The sequence below is a fragment of the Mesorhizobium sp. M0276 genome, assembly GCF_040321755.1.
GTDB lineage: Bacteria > Pseudomonadota > Alphaproteobacteria > Rhizobiales > Rhizobiaceae > Mesorhizobium.
This window is the reverse complement of record NZ_JAMYSC010000004.1, coordinates 90,965-115,467: the sequence shown is the minus strand read 5'-3', so window position 1 is coordinate 115,467 and position 24,503 is coordinate 90,965. Positions and strand designations below refer to the sequence as shown.

At 62.1% G+C, this 24,503-nt stretch carries 27 protein-coding genes; 11 read left to right on the top strand and 16 right to left on the bottom strand.

Features of this window, described 5'->3' with window-relative positions:
• Positions 1-19: 19 nt before the first annotated feature.
• Both NKJ01_RS05225 and NKJ01_RS05220 read left to right on the top strand, forming a co-directional pair.
• Entirely contained in the window at positions 20-532 is a 513-nt protein-coding gene (locus NKJ01_RS05225) for a GNAT family N-acetyltransferase (protein WP_352726625.1), read from the top strand.
• Positions 529-1,557, top strand: coding sequence for a histone deacetylase family protein (locus NKJ01_RS05220; protein WP_352726623.1), 1,029 nt, complete (start codon positions 529-531; stop codon positions 1,555-1,557). The genes NKJ01_RS05225 and NKJ01_RS05220 overlap by 4 nt, the downstream gene beginning before the upstream one ends.
• A gap of 18 nt (positions 1,558-1,575) precedes the next feature.
• Here NKJ01_RS05220 and NKJ01_RS05215 read toward each other — a convergent pair whose 3' ends face one another.
• From NKJ01_RS05215 to NKJ01_RS05205, 3 genes are all read right to left on the bottom strand, one after another.
• A complete protein-coding gene (locus NKJ01_RS05215; protein WP_352726622.1) occupies positions 1,576-2,841 on the bottom strand; it encodes a cysteine desulfurase-like protein in 1,266 nt (421 codons plus the stop codon).
• A 51-nt stretch (positions 2,842-2,892) separates the two neighbouring features.
• Entirely contained in the window at positions 2,893-3,960 is a 1,068-nt protein-coding gene (locus NKJ01_RS05210; protein WP_352726621.1) for an aldo/keto reductase, read from the bottom strand.
• Positions 3,961-4,076: 116 nt separating this feature from the next.
• On the bottom strand, positions 4,077-4,538 hold the full coding sequence (locus NKJ01_RS05205; protein WP_352726620.1) for a hypothetical protein: 462 nt from the start codon (positions 4,536-4,538) through the stop codon (positions 4,077-4,079).
• 395 nt (positions 4,539-4,933) lie between these two features.
• Between NKJ01_RS05205 and NKJ01_RS05200 the strand changes: the two genes are divergently transcribed.
• Positions 4,934-5,098: a hypothetical protein gene (locus tag NKJ01_RS05200; protein ID WP_352726619.1), complete on the top strand. Its 165-nt coding sequence runs from the start codon at positions 4,934-4,936 to the stop codon at positions 5,096-5,098.
• 57 nt (positions 5,099-5,155) lie between these two features.
• On the opposite strand, the gene NKJ01_RS05195 is transcribed toward NKJ01_RS05200, so the two are convergent.
• Positions 5,156-5,662, bottom strand: coding sequence for a DUF1993 domain-containing protein (locus NKJ01_RS05195; RefSeq protein WP_352726617.1), 507 nt, complete (start codon positions 5,660-5,662; stop codon positions 5,156-5,158).
• A 134-nt stretch (positions 5,663-5,796) separates the two neighbouring features.
• Between NKJ01_RS05195 and NKJ01_RS05190 the strand changes: the two genes are divergently transcribed.
• Complete coding sequence (locus NKJ01_RS05190; protein WP_352726616.1) at positions 5,797-6,849, top strand: DUF1176 domain-containing protein; 1,053 nt, start codon at positions 5,797-5,799, stop codon at positions 6,847-6,849.
• A gap of 31 nt (positions 6,850-6,880) precedes the next feature.
• Here the strand turns inward: NKJ01_RS05190 and NKJ01_RS05185 are convergent, their stop codons facing one another.
• The 8 genes from NKJ01_RS05185 to NKJ01_RS05150 form a co-directional block, all read right to left on the bottom strand.
• Positions 6,881-8,053 carry an epoxide hydrolase family protein gene (locus NKJ01_RS05185; protein WP_352726615.1) on the bottom strand — a complete coding sequence of 391 codons (1,173 nt, stop codon included), beginning with the start codon at positions 8,051-8,053 and terminating at the stop codon, positions 6,881-6,883.
• Positions 8,054-8,153: 100 nt separating this feature from the next.
• Positions 8,154-9,011, bottom strand: a complete 858-nt coding sequence (locus tag NKJ01_RS05180) for an alpha/beta hydrolase (RefSeq protein ID WP_352726614.1) — start codon at positions 9,009-9,011, stop codon at positions 8,154-8,156.
• Positions 9,012-9,250: 239 nt separating this feature from the next.
• On the bottom strand, positions 9,251-10,861 hold the full coding sequence (locus tag NKJ01_RS05175) for an NTP transferase domain-containing protein (RefSeq protein WP_352726613.1): 1,611 nt from the start codon (positions 10,859-10,861) through the stop codon (positions 9,251-9,253).
• Positions 10,862-10,927: 66 nt separating this feature from the next.
• Positions 10,928-11,665, bottom strand: coding sequence for an XdhC family protein (locus NKJ01_RS05170; RefSeq protein ID WP_352726612.1), 738 nt, complete (start codon positions 11,663-11,665; stop codon positions 10,928-10,930).
• A gap of 6 nt (positions 11,666-11,671) precedes the next feature.
• Positions 11,672-12,010 carry an XdhC family protein gene (locus NKJ01_RS05165; RefSeq protein WP_352726611.1) on the bottom strand — a complete coding sequence of 113 codons (339 nt, stop codon included), beginning with the start codon at positions 12,008-12,010 and terminating at the stop codon, positions 11,672-11,674.
• A gap of 38 nt (positions 12,011-12,048) precedes the next feature.
• Positions 12,049-13,293 carry a vWA domain-containing protein gene (locus NKJ01_RS05160; protein WP_352726610.1) on the bottom strand — a complete coding sequence of 415 codons (1,245 nt, stop codon included), beginning with the start codon at positions 13,291-13,293 and terminating at the stop codon, positions 12,049-12,051.
• A 3-nt stretch (positions 13,294-13,296) separates the two neighbouring features.
• Complete coding sequence (locus tag NKJ01_RS05155; protein WP_352602640.1) at positions 13,297-14,226, bottom strand: AAA family ATPase; 930 nt, start codon at positions 14,224-14,226, stop codon at positions 13,297-13,299.
• On the bottom strand, positions 14,223-14,750 hold the full coding sequence (locus tag NKJ01_RS05150; RefSeq protein WP_352726608.1) for a flavin reductase: 528 nt from the start codon (positions 14,748-14,750) through the stop codon (positions 14,223-14,225). The genes NKJ01_RS05155 and NKJ01_RS05150 overlap by 4 nt, the downstream gene beginning before the upstream one ends.
• Before the next feature lie 181 nt (positions 14,751-14,931).
• Between NKJ01_RS05150 and NKJ01_RS05145 the strand changes: the two genes are divergently transcribed.
• Positions 14,932-16,005 (top strand): branched-chain amino acid ABC transporter substrate-binding protein, encoded by a 1,074-nt coding sequence (locus NKJ01_RS05145; RefSeq protein WP_352726606.1) that lies wholly within the window; start codon positions 14,932-14,934, stop codon positions 16,003-16,005.
• On the top strand, positions 16,005-17,030 hold the full coding sequence (locus NKJ01_RS05140; RefSeq protein ID WP_352726604.1) for a P1 family peptidase: 1,026 nt from the start codon (positions 16,005-16,007) through the stop codon (positions 17,028-17,030). The genes NKJ01_RS05145 and NKJ01_RS05140 overlap by 1 nt, the downstream gene beginning before the upstream one ends.
• Before the next feature lie 14 nt (positions 17,031-17,044).
• On the opposite strand, the gene NKJ01_RS05135 is transcribed toward NKJ01_RS05140, so the two are convergent.
• On the bottom strand, positions 17,045-17,299 hold the full coding sequence (locus NKJ01_RS05135) for a DUF2171 domain-containing protein (RefSeq protein ID WP_352629121.1): 255 nt from the start codon (positions 17,297-17,299) through the stop codon (positions 17,045-17,047).
• Positions 17,300-17,433: 134 nt separating this feature from the next.
• Here NKJ01_RS05135 and NKJ01_RS05130 point away from each other — a divergent pair, with 134 nt between their 5' ends.
• The 3 genes from NKJ01_RS05130 to purB are packed head-to-tail and all read left to right on the top strand — an operon-like array spanning position 17,434 to position 20,047.
• Positions 17,434-18,159 (top strand): DUF2259 domain-containing protein, encoded by a 726-nt coding sequence (locus tag NKJ01_RS05130; protein WP_352726602.1) that lies wholly within the window; start codon positions 17,434-17,436, stop codon positions 18,157-18,159.
• 56 nt (positions 18,160-18,215) lie between these two features.
• Positions 18,216-18,680: a hypothetical protein gene (locus NKJ01_RS05125; protein ID WP_352726732.1), complete on the top strand. Its 465-nt coding sequence runs from the start codon at positions 18,216-18,218 to the stop codon at positions 18,678-18,680.
• A gap of 59 nt (positions 18,681-18,739) precedes the next feature.
• Complete coding sequence (gene purB, locus NKJ01_RS05120; protein WP_352726601.1) at positions 18,740-20,047, top strand: adenylosuccinate lyase; 1,308 nt, start codon at positions 18,740-18,742, stop codon at positions 20,045-20,047.
• 56 nt (positions 20,048-20,103) lie between these two features.
• Here purB and NKJ01_RS05115 read toward each other — a convergent pair whose 3' ends face one another.
• Positions 20,104-20,916, bottom strand: coding sequence for a VOC family protein (locus tag NKJ01_RS05115; protein WP_352726599.1), 813 nt, complete (start codon positions 20,914-20,916; stop codon positions 20,104-20,106).
• Positions 20,917-21,166: 250 nt separating this feature from the next.
• Between NKJ01_RS05115 and NKJ01_RS05110 the strand changes: the two genes are divergently transcribed.
• Both NKJ01_RS05110 and NKJ01_RS05105 read left to right on the top strand, forming a co-directional pair.
• The gene (locus NKJ01_RS05110) at positions 21,167-21,715 is read left to right on the top strand and encodes an RBBP9/YdeN family alpha/beta hydrolase (RefSeq protein WP_352726598.1); all 549 of its coding nucleotides are present in this window, start codon (positions 21,167-21,169) and stop codon (positions 21,713-21,715) included.
• A 242-nt stretch (positions 21,716-21,957) separates the two neighbouring features.
• Positions 21,958-23,064 carry an acyltransferase family protein gene (locus tag NKJ01_RS05105; RefSeq protein ID WP_502905859.1) on the top strand — a complete coding sequence of 369 codons (1,107 nt, stop codon included), beginning with the start codon at positions 21,958-21,960 and terminating at the stop codon, positions 23,062-23,064.
• 73 nt (positions 23,065-23,137) lie between these two features.
• Here the strand turns inward: NKJ01_RS05105 and NKJ01_RS05100 are convergent, their stop codons facing one another.
• Both NKJ01_RS05100 and NKJ01_RS05095 read right to left on the bottom strand, forming a co-directional pair.
• A complete protein-coding gene (locus NKJ01_RS05100; protein WP_352726595.1) occupies positions 23,138-23,911 on the bottom strand; it encodes an HpcH/HpaI aldolase family protein in 774 nt (257 codons plus the stop codon).
• Between the two features lie 170 nt (positions 23,912-24,081).
• Positions 24,082-24,402: a DUF1476 domain-containing protein gene (locus tag NKJ01_RS05095; protein ID WP_023759518.1), complete on the bottom strand. Its 321-nt coding sequence runs from the start codon at positions 24,400-24,402 to the stop codon at positions 24,082-24,084.
• Positions 24,403-24,503: the final 101 nt, after the last annotated feature.

Genomic DNA, 24,503 nt, shown 5'->3' with positions numbered 1-24,503 from the left:
CCCGGACGCCGGACCTCCGATGACTGCCTCGCCCAAAATCGCCCTCCGCCCCGGCCGGATCGACGACGTGGATAACATCCACGCATCGATCCTGAAACTTGGGACCCACATCGGGGCACCGGAAGAGATCATCTCCACGCCAGACGACCTACGCACCTACGGCTTTGGCGAAAAACCCGCCTTTTCGACCCTGATCGCCGAAGTCGGCGGCGAGTTCGCCGGTCTCTGCCTATATTTCCCGATCTTTTCGACCTGGATGGGGCGGCCTGGTGTCTATGTGCAGGACCTCTATGTCGAGGACCGTTTTCGCGGCCGCAAGATCGGCGAGCGGCTGCTGCGGCACGTTGCGGCGCAGTGCCGGAAAGACGGCGGCGCCTATCTCCGTCTGTCCGTCGACACCGACAATGAGGGTGCCAAGTCCTTTTATGAAAGGCTTGGCATCGCCTGGTCGAGCTACGAGCAGACGCAGAAGATCACCGGCGAGGCCTTTTTCGCCTTCGCCGATGCGACCGAAAATGGGGAGCAGGTATGAAAGCTTTCTATGCCGAGGAACAGAAGCGCCACGATCCCAAGGCCTTTCTTTCGAGCGGTGCGGCGCGGCCCAATCCGGAACAGCCGGAACGCGTCGAGAGATTGTTGGCCGGCGCAAAAGCAGCCGGCTGCGAGATCGTGCGGCCGCGCAATCACGGGCTCGGACCGGTCGCAGCGGTGCATACACCGGAATATCTGGATTTCCTCGAGCATATCTACACGCGCTGGCAGCGCATCGACGGCGCGTCTGCTGAAGTGATCCCCAACATCCACCCGATCGCGCGCAGCGGCTCCTATCCGGCCTCGGCGGTCGGCCAAGCCGGCTACCACATGGCCGACACCGCCTGCCCGATCTCCGGCGAGACATGGCAGAGCGCGCTGTGGAGCGCCTGGAGCGCGGTCGAAGCCGCTGAAGTGGTAATGTCAGGCGCGCCGGCCGCCTACGCGCTGTGCCGACCGCCCGGTCACCACGCCTTTGCCGATGTCGCCGGCGGCTTCTGTTTCATCAACAACTCGGCTGTGGCCGCGCAGGTTTTGCGCAGGACAGCTTCGCGCGTCGCGATCCTTGATGTCGACCTTCATCACGGCAACGGCACGCAAGGCATCTTCTATGCACGGCCTGATGTTCTCACCGTCTCGCTGCATGCCGATCCGGTGCGCTTCTATCCGTTCTTCTGGGGCCATGCCGACGAGCGCGGCGAAGGGGCTGGCCTCGGCTACAATTTCAACTTGCCGCTGCCGCGCAAATCCACTGATGCGGCGTTTCTCGAAGCGCTCGAGGTGGCATTCCAACGCATCCATGCCTTTTCGCCCGACGCGCTGGTCGTGGCGCTCGGCCTCGACGCGTTCGAGGGCGACCCGTTCGGCGGACTTTCTGTGACGACACCGGGCTTCGCGCGCATCGGCGAGGCCATTGCCAAGCTCGGCCTACCGACGGTGATCGTCCAGGAGGGCGGTTATCTCTGCGACGAACTCGGCGACAATCTCACCGCCTTCCTCACCGGCTTCGGCGGCAAGTCGCGGTGATCTCACCCTGGCCAGGCGTCAGGGTCGCTGCTGCCTGAGCATAGCGATGACCCGATGCACGCTCTCCAGCGTCTCGTCGATTTCGGCCGCCGTATTGTAGTGGGCAATGCCGATGCGCACGACACCTTGCTCGGCCGGAATGCCGAGCTGGTGGACGATCTCCCAGGCATAGTTGTGCCCGGACCACAGGAAAATGTTTTCGGCGTTCATCTGCCGCACGATCGTCTCCGGCACGATGCCGTCGACGGTGAAGGAGACGGTCGGCACGCGCTCGCCAATCCGCTTCGGATCGGTGATGCCGTGGATGGTCAGACCCTCGATATCGGACAGGCCTTCGATCAAGCGTTGCGCCATCGGGTTTTCGTAGGCGATCGACATCTCGAACGCCTTGGCAATCTTCTGCCTTCGCGATCCACCCTCGCCCGATGCCGTGCCAAGATCGGCAAAGTAATCAATCGCAGCCGTGAGACCGGCCATCAACTCGATTTGCGGCGTGCCCAGTTCGAACCGCTCCGGCAGCCCATTCGACGAGCAGCGGCATTTGTAAGGTTTCAGGCCATCGATGACGTCGCGCTGCCCCCACAAAATGCCCATGTGCGGACCGAAGAACTTGTAGGCCGAGCAGATCAGGAAATCGCAGCCAAGCTCCTGCACGTCGATCAGGCCATGCGGCGCGAACTGGACGGCGTCGACATAGACCAGCGCACCGGTCTGTTTCGCGATGGCGGTCAGCGCCTTCACCCGGTTGATCGAGCCGGTCAGGTTGCTGGCATAGTTCAAGGCGACCAATCGCGTCCTGTCTGAAAGTAGGCTAGCGAGCGTTGCTTCTTCGACCTGCCAGCTCTTTTCATCGAACGGCAGCCAACGCATGACGAGCTCGAGATCCTCGGCCAGTTGCAGCCAGGGCGAGACGTTGCCCTCGTGGTCCATGCGGGTGAGGATGATCTCGTCGCCGGGCTGCATCGCGCGGCCGAGCGTGCGCGACATGTGATAGGTCAGCGTCGTCATGTTGGCGCCGATGATGATTTCCTCGGAGCTCGCCGCACCGAGGAAATCGGCCATCGCCTGATGCGCCTCGTCGACGACGGCCTGCGCGGCAATCGTCGTTTCGAAATAGCCGCCAAGGTTGGCGTTGGTGGCCAAGAGACAGCGCGACACTGCATCCGCTACTGCCTGTGGCACCTGCGTGCCGGCAGGGTTGTCGAGATAGATGCGGCGACGGCCCTTGTCGGTCAGGGACAGCGCCGGAAATCGTTCGCGGACCAGCTCTATCGGAAAATTCATTGTCGCCCGCTCCCTTGGAATTATCGAGTATTCGGCCACATCCAATTCCGTTCAGGGACAGGGATTGCCGACGCGCTGGTGGATCGCATCCACGGCCTTCTGCATCTCTTCGGTCCAGACGATTTCCACGGAAGAAAGCGCCATCTCGAGCTGCGAAAGGGTCGTCGCACCGACGATGTTGGAGGTAACGAAGGGCCGGCTTGAGACATAGGCGTTGGCGAACAGTGCCGGCTCCAAACCAAAGGATCGCGCCAGTCCATTGTATTCGAGTTGTGCTTCGGCGGCACCTGGCGTCTCGTAGCGCTGGCCGCGGTTGAACAGCTGCGAGCGCGACCCCTGCGGGCGCGCGCCATGATCGTATTTGCCGGTCAGATAACCCTGCGCCAGCGGCGAATAGGGAAGCAACGATACCTGCTCGCGTTCGCAGACCTCGGCGAGGTTCACCTCGAAAGTGCGGTTGACGAGATTGTAGGCGTTCTGGATCGACGCAACGCGCGGGCCGATCCCTTTGTCAGCCTCGGCAAGGAAACGCATCACGCCCCAGGAACTCTCGTTCGACAGGCCGAAATGGCGGATCTTTCCCGCCTTCACCAGATCGTCGAACACGGCAAGCGTCTCGGCGATCGGTGTTTCGTCGGCCGGTGCGCCGACAGAATCGGCGCGCGGCGATACAGCACCGATGCGTGTCGGATTGGCGCCCCAAGGGATGTCCCGTTCCGGCCAATGGATCTGGTAGAGGTCGATGTAGTCGGTGCCGAGCTTGGCCAGCGATTTTTCGATGGCGTCAAAGATATCGGCGCGCACCAGTCGCGACGGCCTGTCGCCGCGAAACCACCGGTTGGCCGTGCGACCGACGACTTTGGAGGCAAGGATCACCTTATCGCGGTTGCGGTTGGCCTTCATCCAGCTGCCGATGATCTTTTCGGTCCACCCTTGCGTCTCCGCCTTGGGCGGGATCGGGTAAAGTTCGGCGGTGTCGATGAAATTGACGCCGCGCGAGAAGGCCAGGTCCATCTGCGCATGGCCTTCGGCCTCGGTGTTCTGCTGGCCCCAGGTCATGGAGCCCAGGCAGATCTGGGTAACAAGAAGGTTGGTCCGACCGAGACGGCGTTTGTGCATGGAAATCTGCTCCGGAGGAAAATGGTGCGGCAGCGCGGGGAGGAAGTCCCATCCTACGGAAACCAGAGGCGCTCTCCAAGCCTCGCCAGACCGACTTTTGCGTGAGCCAGCGGCGTTCAGCGGCGAGCGGCGGCCACCGCGCGCCGCTTGGCCTCATCGATCAGCATGTTGGCGACCTGCATGCGGATCATGGCGCGCTGGCGCAGATGCGGCGCGACGCGGTCCGGATGATTGGCAAAGGCAAAACTGCGGCGCATACGGCTGAAATCGGCGATTTGCTTGGGCTGGTTGAGACCAAGTTCGACGGAGATGGATTCCGGATCGATCGGCGGCAGCTCCTCCTCGGGCTTTGGCTCTTCGCCTGCCAGAGCCAGCTTCGCATGATCGAGCAAGGCGGCGAATTCGGACGCCAGATCGGCGCCGGCCTCGCGATATTCGGTGGGGGAAACTCTTATGCGGCCGGAATGAAGTTCATCGGCCACCGAGAGATAATCGAACGGGATGGATGGACGGGCGCCGGCATCGTCGATCCCAACTCCGTCGCCCTTGTCGGAGGCAACGAAGAGGTCGTCGAGCAACGAAGCGAAATCACGCTTGGCGCCGGTGCCGATGTCTGCCTCCCCTTGCCCAACTGTGCAAGCTTCAGAGCATATAACCGGCTCGTTAAAATTGCATGCCGTCGATCTTAACGAATTTAGCCGTTGCGCGGGTTCGCCGCTTCAACTCCTCAACCCCAGAAATGAGAAGCCGGACCGCACTTTCATGCGGTCCGGAATTCGCCAGGAGTGGCGAGGAAAACCGGCCATGTAGCCAGCATTCGAGGCTACGATACGCGTCGGCCAAAAGTTTCGGTCGGTTCAGGAAATGGCGAAAAAACTTCGCCAAGCATGGCAGGCATGCAAATGCTGCACTGCACAATCGTCACGATTCAGCTATACTGGTGGCCGTGGAGGACCAATTAGGGGCTTGAATCATGGGTTTCTTCACTGAAATGTTCGCCCGGCCGCGGCCGCAGGAGCATCTGAGATACCGTTCGGCGCTCGCACTGCTCTATGCGATGAGCAACGCCGACCGCGCCGACATCGGTATCAAGCCGGCCGATTTCCCCCGCGTCGCCCGCGAAATGTCCGCTCGCTAAACGTATCGAGCCGCGAGATGTCCCGGATCAGTCGGGACATCTCCAAATCTCAATTCCTTAACGCGATCCCAGGAATGTCGCCTTGCCCAGCGGCACGCCGTTGTGGCGAAGGATGTCGTAAGCCGTGGTGAGGTGGAAATAGAAGTTGGGCATGGCCACATGCAGCAGATACTGCATGCCCGGCATCGAGCTTTCGCGCCCGCCAAGCTTCAATTCGATTATCTTGTCATCGGAACCGTCGAACTCGGCCGCCGAAAATGTCGCCAGAAGCTCCAGGGTCTTCGTGATGCGCGCCTGGACATCGGCGAAACTCGCCTCATTGTCCTCGTATCTGGGCACCTCGCGGCCGGCCAGCCGTGACGGCGCCCCCTTGGCATGGTCGGTGGCGATCTGCACCTGTCGGGTCAAAGCATACATGTCGGGCGCCAACCGCGACGTCAAAAACACCTGCGGGTCGATCTTGCGGTCAATCGCATTCTGTTCGGCGGTCGCAAGCACATTGGAAAGTGCTTTCAGCCTGGCCGAAAACACAGGCACGGATGCCTCATACATCGATATTGCCACGTCAAATCTCCTGTCCGGCCGAACGCCGGCGGACGCGAGGTAGCGCCTTCGCGCACGATTCTTCAAGACCGCCGACGCTGCGTCACCACGTTGCCGCAATCGCCATAGACTCTCCTATCGAGCGGAGATTCCCGATGAGACGCGCCCTTTTCGCAGCGACTGCCTTTCTCGCCCTTGCCCCGATCGGCCTGACGGCCCTGGCCGCCGAAGATACCCCCGAAACGCCCTATGTCGATGATCGGTCGAGCGCCGATGCGGTTGTCCGCTCGCTCTACAGCGCCATCAACCGGCATGAATTCGCCCGCGCCTGGGGCTATTTCGGAGATACGAAGCCGGCTAAGGATTTCGACAGTTTTGTCAAGGGTTATGACGGCACCGACAAAGTCGAGGTCGAGACTGGGGCCGTTTCGAACGAAGGCGCCGCGGGCAGCATTTTCTACAACGTCCCCGTCGCCATCCGCGCCACCGACAAGAGCGGCGGCGAGAAGGTCTTTGCCGGCTGCTATACGCTGCGCCAGGTGAATGCCCAAATCCAGGCCGCGCCGCCCTTCGATCCGATCCACATCGAAAAAGGCGCGCTTAAGCCTTCCACCGCCGATTTCGAAGAGGCATTGCCGCCAAGCTGCGGCGACGGGCCGCCGCCGCCGAGGAAGGACATGGCACTGGAAAAGGCCAAGAAGGCCTTTCTGGCGACGTATGGCGACCAATGCGACAAGCAGTTCCTGGCCGATGAGCCGGAGGTCTTTTCGATCAAATACAAGGACAAGAATGCGCAGCCCGGCGATCCTGACAAGGAAACACGGCTGTTTCATTTTTCGTGTTCGGCCGCCGCTTACAATGAAAATTCGGTCTACTACATGACCGACGAGCTTTCGGCGGTGCAGCAATTGCAGTTCGCCGAACCGGAGACCGATATCCGCTACGAGAACAACGACAGTGACGGCAAGCTGTTGAGCGTGACGGTGATCGGCTTCCACACCACGGGATGGGCCACCAATTCCGACTATGACCCGGACGCCCATACGATCACCACGTTCAACAAATGGCGCGGCATCGGCGATGCCTCCGACTCCGGCACGTATTTGTTCCGCAACGGTGATTTTTCGCTGGTCCAGTACGACGTCGATGCATCCTATGACGGCGAGGAAAATCCGCAGACGGTTGTCGACTACAACACCGCGCCGTAGGCAAGACTCGATTCAAGAACGCCGCGTTCGTTCACATTCTCGTTTCAGGCCGCGAACGCATTGGCCGAAAGAAGGCGCGAATGTCCTGGACCAGAAGTTTCGGTTCCTCCAGCGCAGCGAAATGGCCGCCGCGCGGCATCGGCGTCCATCGCTGCACGTCGAAGACCCTCGCCACCCAGGAGCGCGGCGGCATTGGCAACTCGCGGGGGAAAAGCGCTACCCCAAGAGGCGGCGAAACGCGTTCCTGCGCCTTGAACGCAAGAGGGGAGAGCCGATTCTCCTTGTAGAGCCGCAAGGATGAGGTGAGCGCATTGGTGAACCAGTAGAGAGAAACGTCCGTAAGGAGCGCGTCCATGCCAAAGGCGCGTTCCACGTCACCGTCGCAATCGCTCCAGGAACGGAACTTCTCGATCATCCAGGCTGCGAGGCCGATCGGCGAGTCAGTCAGCGCATAAGTGAGCGTCTGAGGCTTCGTGCCCTGCAGATGGGCATAGGCACCCTCTGTTGCCGCCCAAGCCGCAGCCTTGTCCAGAAAGGCCTGTTCCTCAACGGTGACAGGCGGCTGATCTGCACCCAAGGGTGGCCGATAGCTCCCGGGAATGTAATTGACGTGGACGCCAAGCACGTTTTCAGGAAAGAGCCGTGCCATCCAGGCGGAGACGCCGGCGCCGATGTCGCCGCCCTGACAAGCGAAGCGCTCATAGCCGAGCCCGCACATCAACTGCACCCATAGCTCCGCGATGCGGCCGGAGTGGAAGCCGGGTTCCGTCGGCGCCTGCGAGAAGCCGTATCCGGGCAACGAGGGAACGACAACGTGGAAAGCGTCGGCCGGGTCACCACCATGGGCAGATGGATCCGTCAGCAATGGAATGATGTGTTCCATTTCGATGAAGGAACCGGGCCAGCCATGCGTGATGATCAGCGGCAGCGGCGCCGGTCCGGTGCCCAGCTGGTGGACAAAATGGACATCCAGGTTGTTCACCCTAGCCAGATATTGCGGCAGCCTGTTCAGCCGCGCCTCTTGCGCTCTCCAGTCGAAGCGATCTCGCCAGTAATCCGCAAGGCGCTCCATGAACGGCAGGTCGGCCCCATCGTTCCAGCCTGTTTCGATTAGCGGAACTGGCCATCGCGTTGCGTGAAGACGGTCCTGGAGCTCCTCAAGTTGTTCGTTCGGAATCTGGATATTGAAGGGGCGAGCGTCCATCGCCGTGCTTCCGAGTTGTTGGATCATGTCAGTCTACACCAGCAAGAGGATATCGGCCGAGCCATGATCGCCAAACCCACTGCACTTTGGCCGATATGCATCAAGGCGCCTTCGACAGCATCCAGTTGAGCGTGCCGCGCCAGTCGGTCATGCGGATCGGGGTGCCATGGGTGCCGGTCTCGAAACGGACGAAGCGGGTCGGATACGGATAGGCTTTCGATCTGGCGATGATCGAGCGGAAAAATGCTTCCTGCTTTTCGATCGGGAAAACCACGTCATGGCTGCCCTGGCCGAAGAAGACCGGGACGTGACGCTTGAAGGCGGGGCTTGCCAGGAAACTCTCGTCCCATAGCGAGCCGAGCAGCAGCAGCCCGTTGATGCGCCGGCCGGCATCATTGCGGGCGGCGAGCTTCCAACACAGGGCACCGCCCATCGAGCCACAGGCGACGAAGATCTTTGCGCCCGGTGATTGTTCGGCATAGTGATTGATCAGGGCCGCCACCTGCGCGGCGCCGGTGTCACCGAAATCGGAAAAATCCGGGCTGAGGTAGAGGCCGCCATTGCCGGCCATCAGGTTCTTGAGTCGGTTGAAATTGCCGCCGAAGGTGAAGTCGTCGACGCCTTGCTTGCGGCTGCCGCCCTGCCCGTGCAGATAAAGCACGATGATGCCGGCGCCCTCGGTCTTGCCGACGGCAATATGCCTGACATCGCCGGCATCGGTCTTCAAGAGCAGGTCCTGCTGCACCTTGCGAACGCCGGTGTCGGTGTATTGGGCGTTCACCCGGCGCTCCGGCACCTGGTCACGCTGGTTGATGTCGCGCATCTCGCGATAGTCGATGACGGTGTAAGCACCATTGGTGTCGGACGACAGCGTGGCCGGATAGGCGAAGAGATCGTCCTTGAAGGGTTTTAGTTCGAGCGCATTGGCGTGGGTGGCTGAAGAAACCAAGAAAAGCATTGCTGTGAGGAACGCGCGGCACGCCCCCCTCTGGCCTGCCGGCCATCTCCCCCTCAAGGGGGGAGATTGGATGCGCCTTCGGCTTTCGCCAATCTCCAAAGTTGCAGATCGAGCACCATCGGCGAAACTGCCGATCTCCCCCCTTGAGGGGGAGATGGCCGGCAGGCCAGAGGGGGGTAAAAGCGCCAACATGGAAGATGAAGTCATCCCTCTGGCATGCGTAATTCGGCTCGGGTTTGTCAATCCTGCAGCACGCCGCCGGCGCTTTCCAGCGCCTCGCGGGTGTCGACATCGACAGACGCCGCCGCACCGATCTCGACATCGATGACATCGAGCCCTTCGGTCTCGACCAGATGGCGTGCGCCGGTGTCGCCTTCCAGATGGGCGATCGCCGGAAACAGCGAACGCGGCAAAAGCACCGGGTTGCCGCGCTTGCCATTATGTGTAGCGCGAACCACCGAATTGCCGCCGGCCTTGCGGAAGGCGTCGATCAACCTGTCGAGATCGTCGGACGCGACTCCCGGCATGTCGCCGAGAACGATCATCACACCGGCGGAGCTCTCGGGCAGATAGGCAATGCCGGCCTTCAGCGAGGTGGACAGGCCCTCGGCAAAATCGGGATTGTCGGCGAAGGTCACGTCGAGGCCCGCCAGAGCGGCGCGCACCCGCTCGCGCTGATGGCCGGTGACGACAATCGTGCCGGAAGCCTTCGAGCCGAGCGCCCGCTCGGCGGTGCGTTGCACCAGCGGCTTGCCGTCGAACAACGCCAGCAGCTTGTTGGGTCCGCCCATGCGGCTCGACCGACCAGCCGCCAGCAGCACGATGCCGACCTTGAGCTGGCTTTTCGCCGGCAGCGGTTCGCGCGGCTGCGGGCGTGTCGGGATCTCCATCAGCAGCCCGCCGACCCCCATGCCGGCAATATCCTTGGCAGTCACGTCAAGGCCGGCGATCAACCGATCCAGAACCCAGTCGAAGCCGTTCTCCTTGGGACTGCGGGCGCAACCGGGCGCGCCGATGACGCGCTTGCCGTCGAGCGTGCCGAGCACCAGCAGATTGCCGGGATCGACCGGCATGCCCGCGCGGATGACAGTCCCACCTGCCCTCTCGATGGCCGCCGGAACCACGTCGGCGAAATCGCTCATCGCCGAGGCGCCGAAGATCACCACCATGTCGTTGTCTCGCGCCAGCGAGGCCGTGGCTTCCGCCACCGGTGCGATCTCATGCGGCGTACGATGCTCCGCCGTCAGCCTGCCGCCCGTGCGCGCCAGCCGCGCTTCGGTAACGCGCAGCGTCTTGTCCAGCACACTTGGCTTGATGCCCGGCAGAACCGTCTGGATGACGCCGACACGCACCGGCTGGTAGGCATTGACGACAAAGATCTCGCCGCCGGCGCAGATTTTTGTCGCGGCGTCGACCAGCGCCGAACTGACCGCGAACGGAATAATCTTCACCGTCGCGACCATCTGGCCCTTCTCGACCGGCGCATGCTGCGCCAGCGTGGCGATGGTGATGGCTGGATCGATGGCATTGAGGGCGTCAACCATCGCGGCATCGACCGTGAAGATGCCCGACGCGTTGGCATGGAGATTGACCCGCCCGGTCGCGGCCGACCTGGCCTCTATGCCGCGAAAGGCCATGCTCTCGGCGACCGCTTGCGCGGCGGCATCCTCGCCGAGGTCGTCGGCAGCCAGCACAGCCGCAACGATCTCAGAAATACCGGCGGCCCGCAGCAGCGCCACGTCTTCGGCGCTCAGCCTGTGCGCCTTGCGGAAGCGCCGTTCACCAGCGGTGGTGGCATGCGCCAGCACCGCGCCTTCAGCCGCCTCGATCGGGATAGGCCCGAATTTCACGCCGCCGCGCCCGTAGAGCGCCGCGCGTCCTTTTGGACGCGCAAAGGACGCTCTACTACTTTGAATCTACGCATCGTGCTTTTCCAAAATCGATTTCGATTTTGGAGCCGATGCGGAGGCATCGAGACCGCGCGAACGGAAGGCGTGGATTGCTTGCGCCAGCACCGCAACAGCGATCTCGGCCGGACTGGCAGCACCAATATCGAGCCCGATCGGCGCGTGAATACGAGCGATCTGTTCGGCAGTTGCGCCCAGCGCCAGCAGGCGTTCGACACGCTTGGCGTGCGTCTTCCTGCTGCCGAGCGCTCCGACATAGAAGCAGTTCGCATCCAGCGCGGCCTTCAGCGCGAAATCATCGATCTTCGGGTCATGGGTGACGGCGGCAAGTGCGGTGTAGCTGTCGAGCGGCTGTCGCTTCAGAACATCCTCCGGCCATTCGGCATGGAGCGCCACGTCGGGAAAGCGGTCCGGCGTGGCGAAAGCGGTGCGGGGGTCGACGATCTCTACGGGGTAACCGGCGATTTTCGCCATCGGCGCCAGCGCCTGGCTGATGTGAACCGCGCCGATCACCACGAGACGCGGCTGTGGCAGATGTGCATTGAGAAAGAAGGTTCGTCCTTCGGCCTCGACCGAACCGGAACTGCCGGTGCGGAGCGCTTTTGCGATTGCGGCTCCAAGATCGCCGGCGACCTGATCGCCCTCGCGCACAATGCGGTCGCGGCCGTCACCGAGATCGGTGACAAGAATCGCCGCGCGACGGGCGCGTCGTTCGGCGTTAAGCGTCTTCAGCGCATAGGGATCCATTCGAGATCAGCCCAGTCTTTCCACATACACCTTGATGCGGCCGCCGCAGGACAGGCCGACCTGCCAGGCGGTTTCGTCGGCAACACCGAACTCCAGCATCCTGGCCTTGCCGCTGTCGATGACGTCGATGGCCTCGGTCACCACCGCGCCTTCGACGCATCCGCCCGAAACCGAGCCGTGGAAATTGCCGTCTGCGTCGATGACCAGATGGCTGCCCACAGGTCGGGGCGCCGAACCCCAGGTCTCGACCACTGTCGCGATGGCCACGTCCTTGCCGTCGTTCATCCAGCCTTCCGCGATGATCAAGGGGTCACGGGCTTCATCCAGATAAATGCTGCTTTCCATGATCGTTTCTCTGAGAGTATGTTTTTCCAGATATATGGCTATGCGGCACGTCTCGCGCCAACTTCCATCCATCGGCGCGGGTCGACCGACTGTGCCGACTTCTTGTCCAGCGACGCGCAGAGGTCGGCGAGCGCATCAAGATTGTGCACCGAGCGGAACTCGTCGACATGCGGCAGCATCGCCATGACACCGCGGGCGCGCGCCTGGAAGCCATCGAAACGCAGCAACGGATTCAGCCAGATCAACCGCCTGCAGGATTTGTGCAGGCGCTCCATTTCCTCCGACAGGCCGGCGACATCGTCGCGCTCCAGCCCGTCGGTGATCAAAAGCACGACCGCACCCTGCCCCAGCACGCGGCGCGACCATATCAGGTTGAACTCGGCCAGCGTGTCGCCAATGCGGGTGCCTCCCGACCAGTCCCTGACCGCCGTCGAACAATCGGCAAGGGCGGCATCGGGGTCGCGGTGGCGCATCTGCCGGGTCAGGTTGGTCAACCGGGTGCCGAAAACGAACGTGTGCACGCGCCGGCGTTTTTCCGTCAGCGCATGCAGGAAATGCAGGAAGATGCGCGTGTACTGGCTCATCGAGCCGGAAATGTCGGCCAGCACAACCAGCGGCGGATGAACTTCGCGAGCTGAGCGGAATTTCGGCAGGATCAGTTCGCCACCGGTGCGCGCGGCTGAGCGCATCATGGCGCGCGGATCGACGCGGCCGCCCTGCGCATCAGCTTTGAAGCGCCGCGTCCGCACCATGTCGAAAGGCAGCCGCAGCTGCGCGATCGCCTTCTTGGCGTCGGCCATCTCGATCGCGTTCATCTGGGCAAAATCCTTGCCTCGCAGCACCTCGTTGCCGGAAAAAGTGAAGCGGGCGTCGACCTCGATCTCAGGGATTTCCTGGGCTGGCTGGTTCTTCTGGTGGCCTTCGAACATCGCCTGGCTGACGCGGTTTTCGCCTGCGCGGGGCTTCTGCTTTTCCCTGTTGTCAGGCGCCACCGGCGAAAACATCGCCAGCATCTTTTCGATCAGTTCACGCGATTTCCAGAACAGCCGGAAGGCTTCGTCGAAAATGGCGTGATCCTCATGCCTGGACACCAGCACGGCGTGCAGCGTCCAGTAGAAATCGTCACGCGAGCCGATGCCGGCGACGAGAACCGCCTCGATGGCATCCTTGACCGAGGCGGGCCCGACCCGCATGCCGGCCTTACGAAGAGTGCGGGCGAAATAGACGATGTTGTCGGCGATCCGCCCGTCGACCTTCGCTTGTTTCGGCTCCTGGATCGGCATCGCTTACTCCGCCGCCGAAAGCTCGGCCTTCACCTCGTTGAGGATGCGCCGGCCTTCGCCCTGTTCGATGCGGGCAATGTCGTCCTGGTATTTCAACAGCACGCCGATCGTGTCGGATACGGTTTCAGGATCGAGCGCCACCTTGTCGAGCTCGGTCAGCGCGCCGGCCCAGTCGATGGTTTCGGCGACGCCCGGCACCTTGAACAGCTCGATCTGGCGCAGCTTCTGGATGAAGGAGACCACTTCGGCCGAAAGACGTTGATTGGCCTGCGGCACCTTGCGGCGCACGATTTCCAGCTCGCGCTCGGCATTGGGATAGTCGACCCAATGATAGAGGCAGCGCCGCTTCAGCGCATCGTGGATCTCGCGGGTGCGGTTGGTCGTGATGATGACGATCGGCGGCTCGTCCGCCTTGATGGTGCCGAGTTCAGGCACCGTGACCTGGAAGTCCGACAGGATTTCGAGCAGGAAGGCTTCGAACGCCTCGTCGGTGCGATCGAGCTCGTCGATCAGGAAGACCGGAGCAGCCCCCGCCTTGCCGGTAAGCGCATCGAGCACCGGGCGGCGGATAAGATATTTTTCGGAAAAGACGTTGCGCTCCATGGCGGAGCGCTCGACCTTGCCGACCGCCTCCTCCATGCGGATCTCGATCATCTGCGCGGCGTAGTTCCACTCATAGACGGCGGACGAGACGTCGAGGCCTTCATAGCACTGCAGGCGGATCAGCCGACGGCCGAGCGCCTGCGCCAATACCTTGGCGATTTCGGTCTTGCCGACGCCGGCCTCGCCCTCAAGGAACAGCGGCCGCTTCATGCGCAACGACAGGAACAGTACGGTCGCCAGCGACCGATCCGCCACATAATCCGCGCCGGTCAGGAGATCGAGCGTCTCATCGATCGTCCGCGGCGCGGCGCGCGGTTTCAGCTCGGTCATTCTTTCTCCGTGAACGCCGGCGCTCCGCTTTCCAGAACGTGGTAGCCGCGGGCGTGGTAGATCAACGGCCGCAAATTATCGCCCATCCGCAGGCCTGTCACCTTGCCAAAAAGCACACGATGAGTGGCCAGGTCCTTGGTGTCGATCAATTCGCAGTCGAACACGGCGAGCGCGCCCTTCAGAGTTGGCGCGCCGGTGGAAATCACGTCCCATTCGCCAAGCGCGAAGCGCTCCTCGACCGGCAGGCCGGTGATGCCGGAAAAGCCGATCGACAGCGGCTCCTGGTGCGAGGCCAGCGTGTTCAAGGCAAATCTGCCGTTTTTCACGAACGGCTCATTCTTGGGATTTTCACGGTTGAGACAGACCAGAATGGTCGGTGGGGTATCCGACACGGAACAGGCCGCAATCACCGTCGCACCGCGCTTGCCGGCCGGCCCATCGGTGGTGACAACATGGACGTGGCCGGCAAAATGGCTCATGGCGTCGCGGTAGGCCTGCGGCCCAATTTCGTTCTTCTTCAGCACCGTATATTTTCCATGGTCAGGATCCTACCGACATATATGGCCATACATAGCCTGCCACAAGCGAAGTGCTTGAGCCATATCCCGAAATTCGCGTGTTGCACCAAGGTCGGGCAGGCTTTAGGTCTTGGCGATAAATAGGTGCCAGCAGCATAAGACCGGCACAGAGGACCTCATCGCTCGAATGCGACCCAGGACAAGAACGATAGCGGCGCTGTTCTGGCTGTTTCTGGCCAGTGATGCGAATGCCCAGACGCTGGTGGTCGGCGTCTCAGCGCCTCTCTCTGGACCATCGGCCATTCTCGGCAAGCAGATCGAGGCCGGCACCGGTCAGGCGGCCCTAGCGAACGGCATAGAACTCAAGATCGTGGATGACGCCTGCACTGCGGACGGAGGCGCTGCCGCGGCCAGGGAATTCGTCGCAGCCAAGGTCAATGTCGTGGTCGGATTCCTTTGCACCGAGGCGATCGAGGCGGCGATGCCGATCCTCAAGGATGCCAACATTCCAGTCATTACCGTTGGCGTGCGAACCGAAAGCCTGACCGACCGCCGCGCCAAGACCGGCTGGCCGGTCTTTCGCCTCGGGCCACGCGGCGACGATGAGCGCAACGCCGTCGCCTCCACCCTCACCCATCTGTGGCAAGGCGAGTTGTTCGCAGTCATCGACGACGGCACCATCTATGGCCGCGAAATCGCCGAGACGTTGCGGGCGGCGGCCGAGCAGGCAGCGCTGAAACCGGTATTCGTCGACACGTTCCGGCCGCAGCTCGATAATCAGATCGGCATGATCGGCCGGCTGAAGAAGGCCGGCGCCACGCATGTGTTTGCCGGCGGCGACGGCGACGACATAGCCATCATGGGCCGGGATGCCGCACAGCTCCAGGCCGGCATCGTCTTTGCCGGCGGGGAGAACCTCCGCACACCGACCGGCGACGTGCCCTATGCCGTGGGAACATTGATGATCGCACCGCCGGAATGGGCCGATGTCGCCGACCCCAAACTATTGTCGGCGTTTGCCACGCAGAAGGTCGTGCCAGACGGTTATACGCTGCCCGCCTACGCGGCGATCGAGATCGCCAAAACGGCGTCAACCTTGTCCGAGGGCTCGGGCAAGCCACTGACCGAGGCCCTGACCGGACAGGATTTCACCACTGCGATCGGGCCGATCCGCTTTGATGCAAAAGGCGACCTGAGCCAGAGCCCCTACCGCGTCTTCCGATTCGACGGCACGCGCTTTGCGCCTTTGGAAAGCAACTGATGTTTCGCACCGGCCCGCGCAACCTGATCACCGACGTTGCCGGACTGCGCGTCGGCAACGCGTCCGATGCCAAGCTGAAATCCGGCGTGACGACCGTGCTCTGCGATGGACCGACGGTGGCTGGCGTTCAGATCCTGGGCGGTGCGCCGGGCACCCGTGAGACCGACCTGCTCGAACCGCACAATTCGGTCGATGTGGTGCACGCCGTGGTGCTTTCGGGCGGTTCGGCTTTCGGCCTCGACGCTGCATCCGGCGTGCAGGCGGCACTGCGCGAACGCGGCATCGGCCTGGAGGTCGGAGGCTTTCGCGTGCCGATCGTGCCGTCGGCGATCCTGTTCGACCTGCGCAATGGCGGCGACAAGGATTGGGGCCTTTATCCACCCTACCGCGAGCTTGGCTATGAAGCCGCGCAAACCGCCGCTGCCGATTTCGAGCTCGGCACCATTGGCGCCGGCACCGGTGCGCTGACTTCGGGGCTGAAGGGCGGCCTCGGCTCGGCTTCGACGCTGCTGGACAACGGCATCACCATCGGTGCGTTGGCCGGCGTCAATCCGACCGGGTCGGTGACAACAGGCCGAACCCGCCATTTCTGGGCAGCACCGTTCGAAATCGGCGACGAATTCGGCGGGCTTGGTTATCCCTCGCCGATGCCGGACGACGCGAAGCAGATCCTGCTGAAATACCGCGACAAGCACATGGGCAGACAGATGGAGACCGGCGGCAACACCACCATCGCCGTCATCGCCACGGACGCGGTTCTCACCAAGGCTGCCGCAAAGCGCCTGGCAATCTCGGCGCATGACGGCTTCGTGCGCGCCATCTGGCCAACGCACACGCCGGCCGATGGCGACCTGGTATTTGCGCTGGCAACTGGCACGAGCGGTATCGAACTCACCTCCGACGCGGCAATCGACCTCTATGCCGCAGCCGGCGCCACGATGGCACGCGCCATCAGCCGCGGCGTGTTTGCCGCGATGCCGGCCGAAAACGATCTGTTTCCGGTCTGGTCATCGCGCCTGAGATAAACAGACGCCCTCGATCATACCCGATCGGATTTTTCTTCCTCGAAGGTTACCGCGACATCGGAATTCGCGGACAGCCACACCTTGTTGCCGTCGACCTCGGCAATGAGGCTCACGGGAACATAATGGTGATGGCCCTTGTGAGCGCCCTGACCGCTATCGGCCTTGGTCAGCTTGATGCGCTGGCCGTCGACCTTGTCGACGGTGCCGACATGCACGCCATCGGCGCCGACGACTTCCATATGTTCACGAATTTTGCTGGTGTCGGTCATGGTGGTTCTCCATTGGGACTGCCGACGATAACAAATGACGGGCCGATTGGATGCATCGGGCTTTGGCACTGCGCGACGTTTTGATTCCGTCGTGGTAGTGGATGGAGACGATCACGGCCGAGGGGTGAAGACCGATGCGAATGCTCTTTCTGTTTGCAGTTGCCCTGATTGGACAGTTTGCGACATCGATGGCTGCCCGTGCCGGCGACGTTGCCCAACTTGAAATCCTGGGCTTCACCAAGGACGGCGGTGTCTTCGCTTTCGAGGAATATGGCGTGCAGGACGGATCGGGCTTTCCCTACGCCAACCGCTATTATATCGACACCAGCACCGACAGCTTTCTCAAGGGCACGCCGATCCGGGTACGGCTCGAGGACGAGAACGCCAAACTGGAAGCAGCGCGCCTTCAGGCCCGGCAAAAGGGCGAAGCCATTGTCGGTGAGGCGGAACTGAGCGCCAACCGCGGCATAACAGCTGGTTTCAACCCGGTGACCGAGCTTTCGGCCGATCCGCACCGGATAGCGGTCAACCCGCGCCCGATCTTCTCAGCCGTCGACCAGCCGCTCGAGTTCCGGCTGGACGAGTTGGGCATGAACAACACCCAAGGCTGCGAGAGCCAGGGCGAGATCAACGGTTTTCGCTTGCTGCGTATCGAAGCGCAGGATGGCGGCACCACCAAGCTGCTGCATGAGGACAAGGCAATACCGAAAAGCCGGGGTTGCCCGAATGGCTATCGCATCGGCGCTGTGCAAACCTTTTCAATGGACAGTCTCAGCGCCTACGCGGTGCTGATCGCGGTGCGCCAATACGGTTTTGAGGGGCCGGACTTTCGCTGGATCGCGGTGACCGGCCGCCTGTGACACTCCCTGTTCAACCCGCCAGGCGCGACCGCGTCTTGAGCCGCGTTCGCCACGCGATGCCAGAACTTCGCATCGCATTTTTCGGCGCCTTGATGTGGGCGGCGACGATGGGGGCCAGCGCACTCGTCAACCTGTTCTTGGACGAATGGGAGACGCCGGCGAAAATCCGCATCGTCACCTTGCTGTTTGCTGTGGGAGGTGCGCTGGCCTTTCCGATTGGCCTGTTTGCCGCGAAGCTGGTCTCACAGGGCAGGCGCTGGGAGGTCGCCTTCGCGGCGGCCTTCGTGTGCCTCGCCGCAGCGACGGTCGGCTTGACGGCGGGGCTGTTCGCCCTGCAGTACCGCTCCTACTATGCGGAGTGGCATGCACCTGCTTTCACCCATACCTGGGCCCTGCAGTTCGTCTTCACGACGTTGATTGCGCTCTATCAGTTCGTCGTACTTGGCATCCGGCTTTATTTTCCGCTTGGTTTCGTGGCCTTGTTTGCCGCGAGCGTCTGGTTTGCGCGCCAGCGGCGTTGAGCATTTTGCCCGCCTCTGTTAGGACGCGGGAAAACCTCTCGATACGTCAGGACTGACCGATGATCCCTCGCTATTCCCGGCCGGAAATGGTTGCCATCTGGTCGCCCGAGACCCGGTTTCGCATCTGGTTCGAAATCGAAGCCCATGCGTGCGACGCGCTGGCCGAACTCGGCGTCATCCCCAAGCAAGCGGCAAAGACCATATGGGAAAAGGGCAGCGCTGCGAAATTCGATGTCGAGGCGATCGACGAAATCGAGCGCGTCACCAAGCATGACGTCATCGCCTTCCTGACCCATCTTGCCGAATTTGTCGGGCCGGACGCCCGTTTCATTCACCAGGGCATGACCTCGTCGGATGTTCTCGATACCTGCTTTGCCGTGCAGCTTAGCCGCGCCAGCGACATCCTGCTCGCCGACATCGACGCCCTGCTCGCCGCGCTCAAGCGCCGTGCGTTCGAACACAAGGACACCGTCACCATCGGCCGCAGCCACGGCATCCATGCCGAGCCGACGACCTTCGGCATCAAGCTGGCGCAGGCCTATGCCGAGTTCTCACGCTGCCGCGAGCGGCTGGTTCATGCGCGCGAAGACATCGCCACCTGCGCGATATCGGGCGCGGTCGGCACCTTCGCCAACATCGACCCCTATGTCGAGGAACATGTGGCGGCAAAGCTTGGCCTGAAGCCCGAGCCGGTGTCGACGCAAGTGATCCCGCGCGACCGTCACGCCATGTTCTTCGCCACGCTCGGCGTCATTGCCTCGTCAATCGAACGGCTGTCGATCGAGATCCGGCATTTGCAGCGCACCGAAGTGCTGGAGGCGGAAGAGTATTTTTCGCCCGGCCAGAAGGGCTCGTCGGCAATGCCGCACAAGCGCAACCCGGTGCTGACCGAAAACCTCACCGGCCTTGCCCGCATGGTCCGGTCGATGGCGCTGCCGGCGATGGAGAATGTGGCGCTCTGGCACGAGCGCGACATCTCGCACTCCTCCGTCGAGCGCATGATCGGGCCGGACGCCACGGTGACGCTCGATTTCGCGCTGTCACGGCTGACCAGCGTCGTCGACAAGCTGCTTGTCTATCCCGACAACATGCTGAAGAACATGAACAAGTTCCGCGGTCTCGTGCATTCGCAGCGCGTCATGCTGGCGCTGACCCAGGCCGGCCTGTCGCGAGAAGACTCCTACCGGCTGGTGCAACGCAACGCCATGAAAGTGTGGGAGCAAGGCGCTGATTTTCTTGAAGAACTGCTCGCCGACAAGGAAGTGACCGCAGCGCTGCCGGAAGCTGAAATCCGCGAGAAATTCGACCTGGGCTATCACACCAAGCATGTCGACACGATCTTCAAGCGGGTGTTCGGAGAAGCCTGAGACGCGCTTTCTACCCGCACGATACGGGGAGAAAGACGCTCTCGCCAAAATAGCAATCAGGCCTTGCCGGGAACAGTCCTGATCACCGTGCCCCAGGGATCTTCGCGGGTTATCGGGCTGGTCACATTGTCCGAACGCATTTCGACCCAAGCCAGACCGGACCTGCTTGGATCGCGGCGACCGGCGCCCGAACTCTGCCAGGCGTTGGCGCCGATATGGTGGTGGTAGCCGCCGGACGACAGGAACACCGCCTGGCCGCCATATTTGGCCACCGTGTCGAAGCCGAACTCCTGGTTCCACCAGGCCTCGGCGTCTTCCGGCCGGCCGACCCGCAGGTGGACATGGCCGATAATGCTGTTTTCCGGCGCGCCCTGCCAGCCGGCGTCACCCACCGGCACTTCGGCAACGACCGACGGAATGTTCAACCGCTCAGTCGCCATGGCAATCTTGTCGCCATTCCACTTCCAGTCCTGCGGACGGCGGTCGGCATAGATCTCGATGCCGTTGCCTTCGGGGTCGGTCAGATACAGCGCTTCGCTGACCAGATGGTCGGAGGCCCCTTCGATGGCGATCTTGTCGGCGATGGCGTGGTTGATCCAGCGGCCGAGATCGGCGCGGCTGGGCAGCAGGAAGGCCGTGTGGAACAGGCCGGCGCTGCGCGGATCATCCGGCTTGGCAGAAGCATCGGCCTCGATGACCAGCAACGGACGGTTGGCTGCGCCCAGCGTAATAGCGCCTTCGGCACGGCTCAATTCCTGCAGGCCGACGACGCTGCGATAGTAAGCCGCGAGACTTTCAGCGTCGCGCGCTTTCAACCCAACACGGGCAACGCTGACCGGCGTGGTGGCGGCAAAGGGCAGTTCACTCATCAAATGCTCCGATCGACCGGCCTTCGGTGAAGCTCCCAAGGCAAGAAGCCCGCACCGCCGATCATCATACGTCGTGCCAGTTCCAGAAGAGAGGGCTTCCGCACACGGCTGTTTCTTTTCCTGGCCACCTTTCGTCCATCGGTATCGTTCACACAAGACGTGAAGAAGCGAACATCCTGTTCACTATTGTGATCAAGAGCACTGTTCATGACCTGTTGCACGAAGCGACGCGGCTCGCTATCTCAGCGCCATGAAGGTCAAGGAAGCAGATATTCTCATCGTGCCGGGCTATACCAATTCCGGCCCCGACCATTGGCAGAGCCGCTGGCAATCGAAGCTGTCGACGGCGCGCAGGGTCGAGCAGGCCGAGTGGTCGAAGCCGGTGCGCGACGACTGGACAACCAGCGTGGCCAAGGCGGTCAACGAAGCCGAGAAGCCGGTCGTCATCGTCGCGCACTCGCTCGGCGTCGCCACGGCGGTGCAAGCCATCCCGCAATTCCGCAAGCCGGTTGCCGGGGCTTTCTTCGTTGCGCCGCCCGATGTCGCCAATCCCGAGATCAGGCCGAGGCACCTGATGACCTTCGGCCCCTACCCGCGCGAGCCGCTGCCCTTTCCGTCCATCGTGATCGCCAGCCGCAACGATCCGTTCTGCGCCTTCGATGTGGCCGAGGATATTGCCGGAGCCTGGGGCTCGCTGTTCGTCGATGCCGGCGAGACCGGTCACCTCAACGCGGATTCGGGCTTTGGTCCCTGGCCCGAAGGCTCGATGACCTTCGCCAAATTCCTGACGGACCTGTAATACGTCGCTGTCAAAGCTTCCGCACGGACCCGCCCGGATAGGCCCGGCTGTGCTTGTGTGAACAATAATTTAATGCACATCGGGGTAAGATCTTCGGTGACGGCACGCTCTGTTCACCTGGAAGATTATTCTCGTGCGCTAAACGCGCAATTTTCCAAGAAAAAAGGCCCTAGTTGCGCAAGGATGCTTCACTCGAATTGTTGAGAGGTGTCGCGGCACTCATTGTTCTGAATGGGCACTGTTTGCGTGCTTTTGCGCCGTTGGCGATAGGAGAGGGAGACAAGGCGGCGCAATCGCTCAAGACAAGTCCGGCTTTCATCGCCTTCAATGGCGGCTCCGCCGTCTACTTGTTTTTCGTGCTCTCTTCCTATGTGCTTGTGAAGCGTTATTTTCAGACCCGCGAGGCGCAAGACCTGTGGCTGGGTGCCATAAAACGTTTGCCTCGTCTGGCTGGACCCGTGCTTGTCGTGGTTCTCTTGTCCTGTGTCCTCTTCAAGCTCGACCTGTATTTCTTCGAGGATGCGGCGGCGGTCACCCAATCTGAGTGGCTCGGCAGATTCGGCAATGCTCCAAAGGTGCTGTCGCGGGAGACAGCGAGTTTCTCCGATGCGTTCCTGCAAGGGGCCTGGCGGACGTTCATTTACGGCGACAAATATTATGACAGCAGCCTGTGGACCATGACGGTCGAGTTCTGGGGCAGCATGCTGACCTTCGCACTCGCCCCGATCGTCTTTTTCTTCCATGGCCGCGGGACGCTGGTATCCTGGTTTTGCATAGCGACAGGCGCATTCCTGGCGGTACAAGTCAGCTACTTCTTTTGTGCCTTTCCGGCCAGCCTCCTGCTCTATCCGCTTCTCGCCATGGGATTTCGTCCGAATCCCTGGGTGAGAGGCGCCATGGCGATGATTTCCCTGGCGCTGCTGGGTTATGCGGGGGATGCGGTAGGCATATATCGGCCCTTTGCACTGCTTGAGGCTATGGTGCCCGATGATGTAGGCCTGCGGCAATCCTGCGTGGCCATTCCGGCCAGCATCATGTTGGTCTATGCCGTGCTGAGTACGGATGAGCCGCCGTCATGGTCTTCGGGCAAGGCGGCACGTTTCCTGGGCGATCTGTCCTTCCCACTCTATCTCGTGCATGTACCCGTCATCTGCTCGCTCGGGTCATGGGTCCTGCTGGCCAGCGGCTCCGCCGCGCTCGGCGCCGCCGCCGCCATACCGGGTTCGATCCTCGCGGCATTGCCGCTGATGGCCTTCAACAATTGGTGGGTCCGAGCACTCGGCGTCGTGTTCAACAAATTCAGACGCAGCAGACCAGCCGCGACGATGACCGCGGCAGCACGGGCCTGACGACACGATGCTGCAGCGACAATTGGGCTTCTAGCGACAATTGGGCTTCTAGCGACAATTGGTCCGTTCGGGTTCAGGACCCGATCGAATCCCTGACGCTGTTGATCAGGGCCTTTGCCCCGAGTCCGATCAGCGCGTGTTCCGATCCCATGGCCAGCAGCCGGTAGCCCATCGATACGACACGACCGGCAATTGCCGGGTCGACAACATAGATCGCCGCATATTTGCCGGCCTTGCGGGTGCGCTCGGCGACCGACGCCACTGTCTCCATCATGCTTTCCAGTGTGGAATCGACCGTGGTGCCATTGCTCCAGGCGATCGAGAAATCCGATGGGCCGAGGAAGATGCCGTCGATGCCGGGCGTGTCGAGAATGCCATCGAGCGCATCGAGGGCGGCGCGCGTTTCGACCATGGCGAAGGCCAGCACGCGCTGGTTGGTGTCGCGCAGCCATTCGGCCTGGTCGCCCTTGCCGTGGCGTGGAAACGCGTAGGTCGGGCCCCAGGAACGCTCGCCGACCGGCGGGTATTTCATGGCGGCGGCGAACAGTTTGGCGTCAGCCGCCGAATTCACCATCGGCGCAATGACCGCCTCGGCGCCAAAATCGAGCGCACGGCTCGCCATGTCGAAACGTCCGACCGGAATGCGCACCAGCGCCGGCTTGCCGGCAGCGAGCACCGGCACCAGCCCACGCAGCACGCTATCCTCGTGATGGCCGCCATGCTGCATGTCGAGCGTGACGGCATCAAAGCCCTGCTTGGCGACGATTTCGACGGTCAGGGCATCCGGCACGCCAGACCATGCGGTGAACAGCGTTTCATCGGCTGCAAGACGGGACTTCAGAGACATCTAATCGCTTCCTTGTTAACGACAGCAGTTTCAGCCGGAAACCGCGGCAAAGGCAAAGAAAAACCGCCCGGATGGGCCGGGCGGTCGATTGGTCCAGTCATTCTCTGGTCTGTCGCAGGTTCTCTGTCGCAAAGCCGTTGGCCACTTTTGCGGAACCTGCTTCGGCCGGATCAGGTGTTCTTGATCTCTTCGATCGCCTGCGCCATCAACTCGTCCATGGTGCGGCGGATCTGATGGTCCGACTGATCTACGCCGGCGGCATCGAAGTCCTTTCGGATCTTGCGGAACACGTCGTGATCGCCGGCTTCCTCGATGTCGGAAACAACCACTTCCCTGGCATAAGCGTCGGCGTCGGTGCCGGACTTTCCAAGCTTTTCGGCAGCCCACAGGCCGAGCGCCTTGTTGCGGCGCGCCGAGGCCTTGAACCGAAGCTCCTCGTCGAAAGCAAATTTGCGCTCGAAGCCCTCTTCGCGGTCTTTCATGCTGCTCATGGCGTCCCTCCGGGTCAAATTCGATTCGTTGGCGGTGGATATGTGTGTTGCCAAAGCACAAACCAAAAGGTCGCGGGCCGGTCAATACGCTTCGTCGCATG

Bases quoted from the DNA above. Each gene is read 5' to 3' on its own strand.
- NKJ01_RS05225 (WP_352726625.1), top strand. From the start codon at position 20: ATGACTGCCTCGCCCAAAATCGCCCTCCGCCCCGGCCGGATCGACGAC.
- NKJ01_RS05220 (WP_352726623.1), top strand. From the start codon at position 529: ATGAAAGCTTTCTATGCCGAGGAACAGAAGCGCCACGATCCCAAGGCC.
- NKJ01_RS05215 (WP_352726622.1), bottom strand. From the start codon at position 2,841: ATGAATTTTCCGATAGAGCTGGTCCGCGAACGATTTCCGGCGCTGTCC.
- NKJ01_RS05210 (WP_352726621.1), bottom strand. From the start codon at position 3,960: ATGCACAAACGCCGTCTCGGTCGGACCAACCTTCTTGTTACCCAGATC.
- NKJ01_RS05200 (WP_352726619.1), top strand. From the start codon at position 4,934: ATGGGTTTCTTCACTGAAATGTTCGCCCGGCCGCGGCCGCAGGAGCAT.
- NKJ01_RS05190 (WP_352726616.1), top strand. From the start codon at position 5,797: ATGAGACGCGCCCTTTTCGCAGCGACTGCCTTTCTCGCCCTTGCCCCG.
- NKJ01_RS05185 (WP_352726615.1), bottom strand. From the start codon at position 8,053: ATGGACGCTCGCCCCTTCAATATCCAGATTCCGAACGAACAACTTGAG.
- NKJ01_RS05180 (WP_352726614.1), bottom strand. From the start codon at position 9,011: ATGCTTTTCTTGGTTTCTTCAGCCACCCACGCCAATGCGCTCGAACTA.
- NKJ01_RS05170 (WP_352726612.1), bottom strand. From the start codon at position 11,665: ATGGATCCCTATGCGCTGAAGACGCTTAACGCCGAACGACGCGCCCGT.
- NKJ01_RS05165 (WP_352726611.1), bottom strand. From the start codon at position 12,010: ATGGAAAGCAGCATTTATCTGGATGAAGCCCGTGACCCCTTGATCATC.
- NKJ01_RS05160 (WP_352726610.1), bottom strand. From the start codon at position 13,293: ATGCCGATCCAGGAGCCGAAACAAGCGAAGGTCGACGGGCGGATCGCC.
- NKJ01_RS05155 (WP_352602640.1), bottom strand. From the start codon at position 14,226: ATGACCGAGCTGAAACCGCGCGCCGCGCCGCGGACGATCGATGAGACG.
- NKJ01_RS05145 (WP_352726606.1), top strand. From the start codon at position 14,932: ATGCGACCCAGGACAAGAACGATAGCGGCGCTGTTCTGGCTGTTTCTG.
- NKJ01_RS05140 (WP_352726604.1), top strand. From the start codon at position 16,005: ATGTTTCGCACCGGCCCGCGCAACCTGATCACCGACGTTGCCGGACTG.
- NKJ01_RS05135 (WP_352629121.1), bottom strand. From the start codon at position 17,299: ATGACCGACACCAGCAAAATTCGTGAACATATGGAAGTCGTCGGCGCC.
- NKJ01_RS05130 (WP_352726602.1), top strand. From the start codon at position 17,434: ATGCGAATGCTCTTTCTGTTTGCAGTTGCCCTGATTGGACAGTTTGCG.
- NKJ01_RS05125 (WP_352726732.1), top strand. From the start codon at position 18,216: ATGCCAGAACTTCGCATCGCATTTTTCGGCGCCTTGATGTGGGCGGCG.
- purB (WP_352726601.1), top strand. From the start codon at position 18,740: ATGATCCCTCGCTATTCCCGGCCGGAAATGGTTGCCATCTGGTCGCCC.
- NKJ01_RS05115 (WP_352726599.1), bottom strand. From the start codon at position 20,916: ATGAGTGAACTGCCCTTTGCCGCCACCACGCCGGTCAGCGTTGCCCGT.
- NKJ01_RS05110 (WP_352726598.1), top strand. From the start codon at position 21,167: ATGAAGGTCAAGGAAGCAGATATTCTCATCGTGCCGGGCTATACCAAT.
- NKJ01_RS05100 (WP_352726595.1), bottom strand. From the start codon at position 23,911: ATGTCTCTGAAGTCCCGTCTTGCAGCCGATGAAACGCTGTTCACCGCA.
- NKJ01_RS05095 (WP_023759518.1), bottom strand. From the start codon at position 24,402: ATGAGCAGCATGAAAGACCGCGAAGAGGGCTTCGAGCGCAAATTTGCT.